The sequence below is a fragment of the Pseudomonas sp. TE3728 genome (genome assembly GCF_056279145.1).
Window position 1 is genome coordinate 2,214,564 of the sequence record NZ_JBWBQT010000001.1, and the last position, 12,288, is coordinate 2,226,851.

Genomic DNA, 12,288 nt, shown 5'->3' on the forward strand with positions numbered 1-12,288 from the left:
CCCTATGGGTGTTTTGCGAGAACATCGGTATCCATTGATGATCGACTATGCTTGAGCAGCGAAGGGAAACGGAAGTGGTTCAACATCCCATGGATATCAAGTTCAGCCACCGGCTGTCGTACAAACAGGCCAGGATTACGGTGCTGGCCGGCTTCATTCTGGGCACGCTGCTCAGCCTGCTGCAAATAGGCATCGATTATGCCAGCGAAGACGCCTCCATCAACCGCGAAATACTGTCCTTGCTGGAAATCAGCCATAACCCCGCATCTCGCATCGCCTACAACATCGATGCCGAACTCGCTCAGGAACTGGCCCTGGGTCTGTTGCGTTCCCCGGCAATCATCGGCGCGCAATTGACTGACAATAACAATACCGTGCTGGCCAGCGTCAAACGTCCGGGCCTGGAAAACAATGACCGGATGATCAGCGACTTCCTGTTCGGCGCCAACCGGCAGTTCGCAGACCGCCTTTACCTCGACCACTTGCCGGACGAATCCCTTGGGACCTTGCAACTGGAAGTCGATACCTACACCTTCGGCAGTCGTTTCCTGCGCCGGGCCGAAGTGACCCTGCTCAATGGCTTCGCGCGCAGCCTGATTCTCACGGGCATTCTGCTGGCGCTGTTTTATGTGATGCTGACCAAACCGCTGGTGCGGGTTATCCGCGAACTCAGTGGCCGTGATCCGCGCAGCGCGGAACCGACGTCGCTGGAGTGTCCGATGGGGCATGAAAACGATGAAATCGGAGTCTTGGTCAAGGTCGCCAATCAGCAGTTTGAAAACATCGCCACCGAAATCCAGCAACGGCGAAACGCCGAAAACCGCCTGACCGACTACCTCTCGCAACTGGAAAACATCGTCTCGGCCCGCACCGCGGAACTCAAGGCGATCAATTCCCGCCTCAGCCAATCGAACGAGGAGCTGGAGGTCGCTCGCAGCACTGCCCTGGACATGGCCGAAGCGCGTTCGGTATTCCTGGCCAACATGAGTCATGAAATCCGCACGCCCCTCAACGGTCTGCTGGGCATGATCGCGCTCTCGCTGGACGGCCCGCTCAATGCCGAGCAGCAGCAACAGCTGTCCATCGCCCATGACTCGGGCAAAGTGCTGGTGGAACTGCTCAACGATATTCTCGACCTGTCGAAGTTCGATGCCGGCCAGCTCGAACTCGAACACATTCCGTTCGACCTTGGTTCGCTAATCGAAGACACCGCCAACCTGCTGTCCCAGAACGCCGCGCCCAGTGTCGAGCTGGCATGCCTGATCGACCCGCAATTTCCCGCTCTGGTGCTCGGTGATCCGACCCGGGTCCGGCAGATCGTCAGCAACTTGTTGTCCAACGCTCTCAAATTCACCCGTTTCGGACGGGTCGATGTGCGTCTTTCAACGTTCGAAGACGGTGTGCGAATCGAAGTCTGCGACACTGGCATCGGTATCGCCCAGGATGCGCAGGTCAAAATCTTCCAGCCCTTCACCCAGGCCGGTGCCGGTATTACCCGGCAATTTGGCGGCACCGGGTTGGGCCTGGCGCTGACTTATAGCCTCTGCGAAGCCATGCAAGGGCGTCTGACGATCAGCTCGGAAGCGGGCTTCGGCAGCCAGTTCTGCGCCGACCTGCCCCTGCCCTGCCATACCCGGGCCATTTCCCCGGCCGCACTGCGGGGCAACATCGTCGCGATCACCGCCGCCAGCAGCGGTCTGGCGGAACTGCTGCACAGTCTGCTGCCCAGCTGGGGCCTCGACTATCAGCAGCGTTCCATCGATGACCGGTTGATCGGGCTGAAGCCGGATGTGCTGATCACCGACTGCCCCGAATGCCTGTTTGGCCTGCGCCCTACCTTCACCGCGCCGATTCTGCTGGTGACCGCCTACGGCAGTTTCCTGCCCAGCGACCAAGTCAACGCCCTCGCGCCCTTGCAGCAACAGGCGCGACCTCTGGCGCGCAATGCGCTTTACCAGACATTGCGGCGGATCTTGCAGCCGGAACTCACCACCATCAACGGAGCGCGGATCGAAGCCATCTCACCCCTGCGACGCGGACGCATCCTGCTGGTGGAGGACAATCCGGTCAATCAGTTGGTGGCCAAAGGCATGCTCGGAAAACTCGGTTGCGAGGTGAGCGTCGCGGCCCACGGCGGCGAAGCGCTGGATCAGCTTGAGCAGAGCGAATTCGATCTGGTGCTCATGGACTGCAACATGCCGGTGATGGATGGCTATGAAGCCAGTCGGCAGATTCGTCGCAGCGGGCGCTGGCCACAGCTGCCCATCGTCGCCCTGACCGCCAACGCCATGTCCGAAGAGCGCGAACGCTGCCGTGCGGCGGGCATGAGTGACTACCTGGCCAAACCTTTCCGCCGGGAAGAACTGGCTGCTTTGCTCGACTTGTGGATACCTACTACGACAGCGCTTTGATTTGCCCCAGCAGGTGATCGAGGCCATCGCGCAGATCATTCAGGCGATCCAGATCGACGCCGCTATCACATAACAGCCGGGCCTTGAGTGGCCCGACCTGATCGCGCAAAGCCTTGCCGGCGGGCGACAGGCTCAAGTGCACCTCACGCTCATCGCGCGCCGAACGCTGACGCTGCACCAGTTGCAGTTGCTCAAGGCGCTTGAGCAGAGGCGTCAAGGTTCCGGAATCCAGCGCCAGGCGCTCACCCAAGGCCTTGACCGTCGGCTGCTCCGGCGCCGTCTCCTGCCATTCCCACAGCACCAGCATCGCCAGATATTGCGGGTAGGTCAGGCCCAACTGATCGAGCATAGGCTTGTAGGCACGGATCACCGCCCGCGATGCGGCATACAGCTTGAAGCAGAGCTGACTGTCGAGCTTCAGTGAATCAACTGACAACGTATTCATTTGAGCAGGGCTTCGATCTCGCGGCTCAGGTCCTGCGGCTTGGTCGCCGGAGCAAAGCGCTTGACCAACTTGCCATCCTTGCCGATCAGGAACTTGGTGAAGTTCCACTTGATGCCCTGGGATCCCAGCACGCCCGGTGCGCGTTTTTTCAGCTGAACGAACAGTGGATGGGCGCCGGCACCATTGACTTCGATCTTCTTGAACAGCGGGAAGCTCACCCCGTAGTTCAACTCGCAGAACTCGGAAATCGCCCCCTCGTTGCCCGGCTCTTGCTTGCCGAACTGATTGCAGGGAAAGCCGAGCACCACCAGGCCTTGATCCTTGTAGGTCTGCCACAACTCTTCGAGACCTTTGTATTGCGGGGTGAACCCGCATTTACTGGCGGTGTTGACCACCAGCACCGCTTTGCCGGCGAAATCGGCCAGGGTCTTTTGCTCGCCCTTGATGGTGGTACAAGGAATGCTCAACAGGTTGTCGCTCATGGCACGAACTCCGAGTGGAAGAACAAAGACCAAACATAGCGAGCAATTGAATTGTGTGCAATTTAATAAATCAATAGACACCCGCATGCGATTCTCATCGTAGGAGCTGCCGAAGACTGCGATCTTTTGATCTTGATCTTTTCGAGACGGCTGAAAATCAAAAGATCGCAGCCTTCGGCAGCTCCTACATGTGCACATTACATTTGCGAGATCAGCAGAGGCAGATTATTCGCGGGGAACGAGGTCCAGGCACACAGAGTTGATGCAATAACGCAGGCCGGTGGGCGGCGGACCGTCCGGGAACACATGCCCAAGGTGCGCATCGCACTTGGCGCAGACCACTTCGGTGCGGATCATGCCGTGGCTGACATCACGGATCTCGACCATCGCGCTCTTGCCGATCGGTGCGTAGAAGCTCGGCCAGCCGCAGCCGGAATCGAATTTGGTCTTGGAGTCGAACAGCGGCGCATCACAGCAGATGCAGTGGTAAACACCGTCGACCTTGCTGTCGTTGTACTTACCGGAGAACGGCCGCTCGGTGCCCTTGAGGCGGCAAACGTTGTACTGCTCCGGATCGAGCATGGCCCGCCATTCTTCCAGGGTTTTTTCCAACTTTTCCATGATCACACCTCAGCAGCTGAAAAAGCCCGATCTGTACCTTTTCCACGGATCGGGCGGCACGTATGATTGCGCCTCGTCAAACGCCAGTCTGGCAGCCAGACCACGCGCATTCAAACGGATTATGAGTGCCGCCACTCAAGGCGTCAGGCCTGTGTGAATACGCAGGATTCCCAGTACGGTCGTTCATACGCCGCCTGGATCGTTCATTTTCGGGAACACATCGCCATGCAGGTCAGCAAATCGAACAAGCTCGCCAACGTCTGCTACGACATTCGCGGCCCAGTGCTCAAGCACGCCAAACGCCTGGAAGAGGAAGGCCATCGCATCCTCAAGCTGAACATCGGCAACCCGGCGCCCTTTGGTTTCGAAGCGCCGGATGAAATCCTTCAGGACGTGATCCGCAACCTGCCGACCGCCCAGGGCTACAGCGACTCCAAGGGCCTGTTCAGCGCCCGCAAGGCCGTGATGCAGTACTACCAGCAAAAGCAGGTGGAAGGCGTCGGCATCGAAGACATCTACCTGGGCAACGGCGTTTCCGAGCTGATCGTGATGTCGATGCAGGCCCTGCTCAACAACGGCGACGAAGTGCTGGTGCCGGCTCCCGACTATCCGCTGTGGACTGCCGCAGTCAGCCTGTCGGGCGGCAACCCGGTGCATTATCTGTGCGACGAGCAGGCCAACTGGTGGCCGGACCTGGCCGACATCAAGGCCAAGATCACGCCGAACACCAAGGCGCTGGTGATCATCAACCCGAACAACCCGACCGGTGCGGTGTACTCGAAGGAAGTACTGCTGGGCATGCTGGAACTGGCCCGTCAGCACAATCTGGTGGTGTTCTCCGACGAGATCTACGACAAGATCCTGTACGACGACGCCGTGCACATCTGCACCGCCTCGCTGGCGCCGGACTTGCTGTGCCTGACCTTCAACGGTCTGTCCAAGTCCTATCGCGTGGCCGGTTTCCGCTCCGGCTGGGTCGTCATTTCCGGTCCGAAACATCATGCCCAAAGCTACATCGAAGGCATCGACATGCTGGCCAACATGCGCCTATGTGCCAACGTGCCGAGCCAGCACGCCATTCAGACCGCGCTGGGCGGCTATCAAAGCATCAACGATCTGGTGCTGCCGCAAGGGCGTCTGCTGGAACAGCGCAATCGTACCTGGGAGCTGCTGAACGACATTCCGGGCGTGAGCTGCGTCAAGCCGATGGGCGCACTGTATGCATTCCCGCGGATCGACCCGAAAGTCTGCCCGATCCACAACGACGAGAAATTCGTGCTCGACCTGCTGCTCTCGGAGAAACTGCTGGTGGTACAAGGCACGGCCTTCAACTGGCCATGGCCGGACCACTTCCGTGTGGTCACCCTGCCACGACTCGACGACCTGGATCAGGCGATTGGCCGGATCGGTAACTTCCTCAAATCCTATCGCCAGTAAGTGGCCTGTCACCGTGCGACGCGGGTCAAAGTCGCACGGTGATTAATTCAGCAACACATCTGTGCACCCTACCCTGTATCGTTGTTTCAAGCGCTGACGGACGACACGTTTCATGCCCGCGCCTAACAACGGCGGGGGCCTGCGACGCTAATTAGCTGACAACCGTTTCCCATGCCGACGTCGGAAATGCCCTTCAAGCCGCTAGACTGTTGCTGTAGGACACAGTTTGAAATAGTCACTCGGTTGAATAGCCCGGTGCAGCACCTTATATACCCCGCAGTACGCTACATCTTTAGCACGAGGAGATTTCTACAACCATGATGCGCATTTTGCTGTTTTTGGCCACTAACCTGGCGGTCGTGCTGATTGCCAGCATCACCCTGAGCCTTTTCGGCTTCAACGGGTTCATGGCGGCCAATGGGGTTGATCTCAACCTCAATCAGCTGCTGATTTTCTGTGCGGTCTTTGGTTTCGCCGGTTCCCTGTTCTCGCTGTTCATCTCCAAGTGGATGGCGAAAATGAGCACCAGCACCCAGATCATCAGCCAGCCGCGCACCCGGCACGAGCAATGGCTGCTGCAAACTGTCGAGCAATTGTCCCGCGAAGCCGGGATCAAGATGCCCGAAGTCGGGATTTTCCCGGCCTATGAAGCCAACGCCTTCGCCACCGGCTGGAACAAGAACGATGCACTGGTCGCGGTCAGCCAGGGCTTGCTCGAGCGTTTCTCGCCGGATGAAGTGAAAGCCGTTCTGGCCCACGAAATCGGCCACGTGGCCAATGGCGACATGGTCACCCTGGCGCTGATCCAGGGCGTGGTGAACACCTTCGTGATGTTCTTCGCCCGGATTATCGGTAACTTTGTCGACAAGGTGATCTTCAAGAACGAAGAAGGCCAAGGTATCGCCTATTACGTAGCGACCATCTTCGCTGAACTGGTCCTGGGCATCCTGGCCAGCGCCATCGTCATGTGGTTCTCGCGCAAACGCGAATTCCGTGCCGACGATGCCGGTGCACGCCTGGCCGGTACCAGCGCAATGATCGGTGCCCTGCAGCGTCTGCGTGCAGAACAAGGGCTGCCGGTGCACATGCCAGACACGCTGAATGCCTTTGGCATCAATGGTGGCCTCAAACAAGGGTTCGCCCGTATGTTCATGAGCCACCCGCCGCTGGAAGAGCGCATTGACGCATTGCGTCGTCGGGGCTGACGGCTCCGCACCAAAAGAAAAGGCCCGCAGCGATGATGCGGGCCTTTTTTTGTCTGCTTGAATGTGTGGTGCTCGCGATGGGGCCGGTACAACCACTACAAATCTATCGGCTGGAAACCCGATACACCCGCTCCTCAAGCCGCGTGACACCGGCCTCAAGAAACTTCCAGCTCTCGCCAAGGACGTCCTGGTCCTCCAGAATCTTCAGCGCCCACACATCGCCGAACAACCGCTGCACTTCATCATCCAGCACCGCAAACGGCGGCCCGTCCATCTGTGCCTGATCGTAATCCAGGGTAATCAACAGCCCCAGAGAATCCTTCGGCAAAATGCGAATCAAATGAGCCGCGTATTGCTCACGCATTGCCGACGGCAGGGCAATCAACGCCGCGCGGTCGTACAGCCCGCTGCAATCGGCCACATCGCCTGCCGTCAACTCAAAGAAATCGCCACACCACAATTCGATTGAACCGGCACGGTAGACCTTGAAAGGCCCCTGTTCACTAATGTCCGGGTCAAATTGATGCTCACTGAAGAAATCCTCAACGGCCTTTTCCGACAGCTCAATCCCCAAGACCTCATGACCTTGGTGCGCCAGCCACAACAGATCCAGACTTTTCCCACACAGCGGCACCAGCACACGAGCGCCCTCTTCCAGGCCCAACGCTGGCCAAAAACGTTGCAGATGTGGATTCACTTCCGGCAGATGAAAGCCGATCTGATTCGACGCCCATCGTTTGTGCCAAAACTCCGGCTGCATAATTAACCCCGAAAAATTCGATCAAAAGACCCTAAAACTTATATTAGATTTAGATCAATGATCTGACTGAAGATGGTGACATCTTACTCTCAGGAGCTCATTCATGTTCCCCAGCCTGTATATCTCTCATGGCTCCCCGATGCTAGCCCTGGAACCGGGTGCCAGCGGGCCGGCCCTCGCGCGTCTGGCCGCCGCATTGCCAACACCTAAAGCCATCGTGATAGTTTCCGCGCACTGGGAAAGCAGCGAACTGTTGGTCAGCGGCAACCCCCAGCCTGAAACCTGGCACGACTTCGGTGGCTTTCCCCAGGCCTTGTTCGAGGTGCAATACCCGGCCCCCGGCAATCCGCAACTGGCGGCGGAGGTGGTCGAGCTGCTGAAGGCCGATGGCCTGCCGGCGCGCATCGACACCCAGCGACCGTTCGATCATGGCGTTTGGGTACCCTTGTCGTTGATGTATCCGCAAGCTGATATCCCGGTGGTGCAGGTCTCGCTGCCCACACGTGGCGGCCCTGCCCTGCAAACTCGCGTCGGCCATACCTTGGCCAGCCTGCGCGAGCACGGTGTGCTGTTGATCGGCTCCGGCAGCATCACCCACAACCTGCGGGAGCTGGACTGGCACGCCGGCCCGGAAAGCGTCGAACCCTGGGCCAAGGCGTTCCGCGACTGGATGATCGAGAAACTCGAAGCGAACGACGAAGCCGCGTTGCACGACTATCGCCAGCAAGCTCCGAATGCTGTGCGCAACCATCCGAGTGACGAACATCTGTTGCCGCTGTACTTCGCCCGTGCAGCCGGGGGTGAGTTCAGCATTGTCCATCAGGGATTCACCATGGGAGCTCTGGGCATGGATATTTATCGCTTCGGATAACGTCTGGATCAAAAGATCGCAGCCTTCGGCAGCTCCTACATCGACCGCGTTCGACGAGATTCCTGTAGGAGCTGTCGAGTGAAACGAGGCTGCGATCTTTTTCCAGGCAAAAAAAATCCCCGAACCAGTCGGGGATTTTTTATGTGCGATCAATCAGCTCAAGAGCGGATCAATCTTCGCGATAGCGACGCAGCTTCAACTGCTTACCGGCAACGCGAGTGTCCTTCAGTTTGGTCAGCAGCTTCTCCAGACCATCTTCCGGCAGCTCAACGAGGCTGAAGCTGTCACGCACCTGGATGCGACCGATGGCTTCACGTGCCAAACCGCCTTCATTCAGGATGGCGCCCAGCAGGTTCTTGGCAGCGATACCATCACGCGCACCCAGCGCGGTACGGCAACGAGCACGACCTTCGGCCAATGGAACCGGAGCACGACGCTCACGATCACCACGGTCCGGACGATCACCGGAACGCTCTGGACGATCGCCACGCGGTGCGTTGTTCGGCACCAGTGGACGTTCTTTCTCGATTGCGGCCAGGGTCAGCGCCTGAGCGTTGGTTGCCTTGCGCAGCAGAGCAGCGGCCAGTGCACGCGGGGTGCAACCGATGTCGGCGGTCAGGCGATCCAGCAGATCACCGTGAGTCGATTCGGCATCAGCGACCAGCGGCGACAGGCTGTTGGTCAGTTTCTTGATGCGAGCATCGAGAACCGCCTGGGCGTCCGGCAGACGAACTTCGGCAACCTTCTGACCGGTTACACGCTCGATCACTTGCAGCATGCGGCGCTCACGCGGAGTCACCAGCAGCAGTGCACGACCTTCGCGACCGGCACGGCCGGTACGGCCGATACGGTGAACGTAGGACTCAGGATCGTACGGCATATCAACGTTGAACACGTGAGTGATACGCGGAACGTCCAGACCACGAGCGGCAACGTCGGTCGCCACAACGATGTCCAGACGGCCATCCTTGAGGGATTCGATCACGCGCTCACGCTGGTTCTGAGCAATGTCACCGTTCAGCGCAGCGGCTTTGTAGCCTTTGGCTTCCAGAGCACTGGCCAGGTCCAGGGTCGCTTGCTTGGTGCGCACGAACATGATCAGAGCGTCGAAATCTTCCACTTCCAGCAGGCTCAATACAGCCGAGGTCTTCTGGTCAGCGTGAACCAACAGGTGAGCCTGTTCGATCGCGGTAACGGTCTGAGTCTTGGTCTGGATCTTCACGTGTTGCGGATCGCGCAGATGGCGTTCGGCAATGGCACGGATCGACTGCGGCAGGGTGGCCGAGAACAATACGGTCTGACGGGTTGCAGGCAGGGCCTTGAAGATAACTTCGAGGTCGTCCATGAAACCCAGTTTGAGCATTTCATCAGCTTCGTCGAGAACCAGGTGGTTCACGGTAGCCAGGACTTTTTCGTCACGACGCAGGTGGTCGCACAGACGGCCCGGCGTGGCGACAACAATCTGTGCGCCATTACGGATTGCTTTCAGTTGTGGGCCCATAGGCGCGCCGCCGTAAACGGCCACAACGGTAACGCCCGGCATTTGCTTGGCGTAGGTTTCGAAAGCGGTTGCTACTTGCAGCGCCAACTCACGGGTTGGCGCCAGGATCAGGGCTTGCGGCTCGCGCTTTGCAGGATCGATGCGGTGCAGGATCGGCAGGGCGAACGCGGCGGTTTTACCCGTACCGGTTTGCGCCTGACCAATCATGTCGTGACCGGCCATGATGATCGGGATCGATTGCTGCTGAATAGCCGAAGGTTCTTCGTAGCCGGTCGCAATGACAGCTGCAAGAATATTCGGATTAAGATTAAAAGCGGCGAAGCCGCCGGTTTCCTGGGTCATGGGTCTGCCTCTAAGTGCATCCGCAAAGACCCATGCTCCAAAGCTGCGCATGCCGTGTAAGACTCAAGAGTCGCCCTGGCTGCTTTGTCGGCGGGGATTTGCGAAAACGAATGAATGAAAAAGATTCGTCAAGGAAGAGTCCGCTATGCGGACGTGCAGCCGAAGCTGGCTTCGGGGAATTGCGCTACCTAAACGCGGCCCGGTTAAAGGCCGGCGCGCACTATACCGGAATTCGCCCGAAAAGGGAGCTTTTTTTATCGGAAAAAACCGGCGCATACCGTTGTGTCACGGGCTTTGCGGATAATTGTGCGACGGTCTATTTTGCAAAGGCCCGGCCCTGCTGACGATGGCGCTAAAACGGTTCACTCTAGCGACGCAGCCCCTTCGGTCTGACACCCCTTCCCCACCCGAGGAAATGTCCCATGAATCAGCCCAGTCCCAGTCGTGTAACCCGTGAACGACACGGTCATGTCCTGATGATCGGTCTGGATCGGGTGGCCAAACGTAATGCCTTCGACCTCGACCTGCTCAACGAACTCAGTCTGGCCTATGGTGAGTTCGAGGCCGACAGCGAGGCGCGGGTGGCGGTGGTGTTCGGCCATGGCGAGCATTTTACTGCCGGGCTTGATCTGGTCAGCGCCGGCGCCGCCCTGGCCGAAGGCTGGCAGGCGCCGCCCGGTGGCTGCGACCCATGGGGCGTGCTCGCAGGCCCTCGGGTCAGCAAACCAGTGATTGTCGCTGCGCAAGGCTACTGCCTGACCGTTGGCATCGAGCTGATGCTGGCCGCCGACATCAACCTGTGCGCCAGCAATACCCGTTTTGCCCAGAAGGAAGTGCAGCGCGGAATCTTCCCGTTTGGCGGCGCGACCTTGCGCCTGCATCAGGTCGCCGGCTGGGGCAATGCCATGCGCTGGCTGCTGACTGGCGATGAGTTCGATGCTCATGACGCCTTGCATCTGGGGTTGGTGCAGGAGGTCATGGCCAGCGAGGATTTGTTGCCGCGGGCCATTGAATTGGCGGAGCGGATTGCCCGACAGGCACCGCTGGGGGTTCAGGCGACGTTGATGTCTGCCCGGCAGGCGCGCTATGAAGGTGAAATGACGGCAGCTCAGGCCTTGCCGGCGCTGGTGAAGAAACTGCTGAACAGCGAGGATGCCAAGGAGGGTGTGCGGTCGATGATCGAGAAGCGGCCGGGAGTCTTCAAAGGGGTTTGAGGGATGTATTGACCGTGGTGGCCTCATCGCGAGCAGGCTCGCTCCCACATTTGAAATGCATTCCCCTGTGGGAGCGAGCCTGCTCGCGATGAGGCCATCACAGGCGACGACATCACGTCGCCGGCCGAATCGCCTTGATCAACGACTGCAACGAATACCCCAATCGAGGCGCCAGGCCTTCAGCGCGTGCGATCAGTCCATCCATGTCCAGTTCCTGATCCAGCTCCGATGGCACGATCAGAATCACGTTGCCCTCTTTGACTGGCAACTCCCAGTAATGTCGGTGATAGAGGCCGCGCAACAACGCCGCCCCCAGCGGCCGACCATCGTCGGTGGCCCACTGGTTGATCACCAGCCAGCCACCCGGGTTCAGCCGTTTCTGACAGTTTTCCAGAAAACCCCAAGCCAGATGCCCGACACCCGGCCCGACATCGGTATACAGGTCGACGAAAATCAGATCGGCCGGTTCAGCCGTTTCGAGTAGTTCCAAGGCATCGCCGACGCGGATGTACAGGCGCGGATCGTCATCCAGCCCGAGGTATTCGATGGCCAGGCGCGGTACATCCGGGCGCAGCTCGATGGCTTCGACGTCTTCCAGCGGCAGGAACTTGAGGCAAGCCTGGGTCAGCGTGCCGGCGCCGAGCCCGAGGAACAGCGCGCTTTCCGGCAGTTCGTGGCACAGCGCGCCAATCAGCATCGCCCGGGTGTAATCGTACTCGAGCCAGCTCGGGTCAGCGGTGAACACACAGCTCTGTTCGATGGCATCACCGAACTCCAGGAAACGGTAATCGGCCACTTCCAGCACGCGAATCACGCCGAACTCATCCTGTACCTCGGCGAGCAGATGCTCGACGCGCTCCTCAGTCATTTCGTCTCCTGATCGTCACCGGGATCCGGCAACGTAATAAGACCGCGTGGGTGGCGCGGCAAAGGCGCGATTGTCCGCGAAGCGACGGGAACAGGTCACGCACTAATTGCTGATAACATAACCGTCCGAGC

At 59.1% G+C, this 12,288-nt stretch carries 11 protein-coding genes; 5 read left to right on the plus strand and 6 right to left on the minus strand.

Translation table 11 applies throughout. The annotated features are described in order from the left end of the window. Positions 1-89: 89 nt before the first annotated feature. The gene (locus ACZ89R_RS09325) at positions 90-2,411 is read left to right on the plus strand and encodes a hybrid sensor histidine kinase/response regulator (protein WP_429545955.1); all 2,322 of its coding nucleotides are present in this window, start codon (positions 90-92) and stop codon (positions 2,409-2,411) included. Here ACZ89R_RS09325 and ACZ89R_RS09330 read toward each other — a convergent pair. From ACZ89R_RS09330 to msrB, 3 genes are all read right to left on the minus strand, one after another. Beyond that, positions 2,395-2,856: a MarR family winged helix-turn-helix transcriptional regulator gene (locus ACZ89R_RS09330; protein ID WP_007895038.1), complete on the minus strand. Its 462-nt coding sequence runs from the start codon at positions 2,854-2,856 to the stop codon at positions 2,395-2,397. The two genes, ACZ89R_RS09325 and ACZ89R_RS09330, sit on opposite strands and share 17 nt — an antisense overlap. Then, complete coding sequence (locus ACZ89R_RS09335) at positions 2,853-3,338, minus strand: glutathione peroxidase (protein WP_008075665.1); 486 nt, start codon at positions 3,336-3,338, stop codon at positions 2,853-2,855. Before ACZ89R_RS09335 ends, ACZ89R_RS09330 begins: the two co-directional genes overlap by 4 nt. Positions 3,339-3,563: 225 nt before the next feature. Then, positions 3,564-3,959: a peptide-methionine (R)-S-oxide reductase MsrB gene (gene msrB, locus ACZ89R_RS09340; protein WP_429545954.1), complete on the minus strand. Its 396-nt coding sequence runs from the start codon at positions 3,957-3,959 to the stop codon at positions 3,564-3,566. Between the two features lie 225 nt (positions 3,960-4,184). Here msrB and ACZ89R_RS09345 point away from each other — a divergent pair, with 225 nt between their 5' ends. Together ACZ89R_RS09345 and htpX are read left to right on the plus strand one after the other, a co-directional pair. Beyond that, a complete protein-coding gene (locus ACZ89R_RS09345; RefSeq protein WP_123497595.1) occupies positions 4,185-5,396 on the plus strand; it encodes a pyridoxal phosphate-dependent aminotransferase in 1,212 nt (403 codons plus the stop codon). Positions 5,397-5,713: 317 nt separating this feature from the next. Next, the gene (htpX, locus tag ACZ89R_RS09350; RefSeq protein ID WP_008075669.1) at positions 5,714-6,601 is read left to right on the plus strand and encodes a protease HtpX; all 888 of its coding nucleotides are present in this window, start codon (positions 5,714-5,716) and stop codon (positions 6,599-6,601) included. A 103-nt stretch (positions 6,602-6,704) separates the two neighbouring features. Here the strand turns inward: htpX and ACZ89R_RS09355 are convergent, their stop codons facing one another. Next, positions 6,705-7,361, minus strand: a complete 657-nt coding sequence (locus ACZ89R_RS09355; RefSeq protein ID WP_429545953.1) for a thiopurine S-methyltransferase — start codon at positions 7,359-7,361, stop codon at positions 6,705-6,707. 103 nt (positions 7,362-7,464) lie between these two features. Between ACZ89R_RS09355 and ACZ89R_RS09360 the strand changes: the two genes are divergently transcribed. Further along, positions 7,465-8,232 (plus strand): DODA-type extradiol aromatic ring-opening family dioxygenase, encoded by a 768-nt coding sequence (locus ACZ89R_RS09360; protein ID WP_429545952.1) that lies wholly within the window; start codon positions 7,465-7,467, stop codon positions 8,230-8,232. Positions 8,233-8,401: 169 nt separating this feature from the next. Here the strand turns inward: ACZ89R_RS09360 and ACZ89R_RS09365 are convergent, their stop codons facing one another. Beyond that, positions 8,402-10,075, minus strand: a complete 1,674-nt coding sequence (locus ACZ89R_RS09365; protein WP_007899905.1) for a DEAD/DEAH box helicase — start codon at positions 10,073-10,075, stop codon at positions 8,402-8,404. 422 nt (positions 10,076-10,497) lie between these two features. Between ACZ89R_RS09365 and ACZ89R_RS09370 the strand changes: the two genes are divergently transcribed. Beyond that, complete coding sequence (locus tag ACZ89R_RS09370) at positions 10,498-11,289, plus strand: crotonase/enoyl-CoA hydratase family protein (protein WP_429545951.1); 792 nt, start codon at positions 10,498-10,500, stop codon at positions 11,287-11,289. A gap of 112 nt (positions 11,290-11,401) precedes the next feature. On the opposite strand, the gene ACZ89R_RS09375 is transcribed toward ACZ89R_RS09370, so the two are convergent. Then, entirely contained in the window at positions 11,402-12,157 is a 756-nt protein-coding gene (locus ACZ89R_RS09375) for a spermidine synthase (RefSeq protein ID WP_123501247.1), read from the minus strand. Between the last annotated feature and the right edge of the window lie 131 nt (positions 12,158-12,288).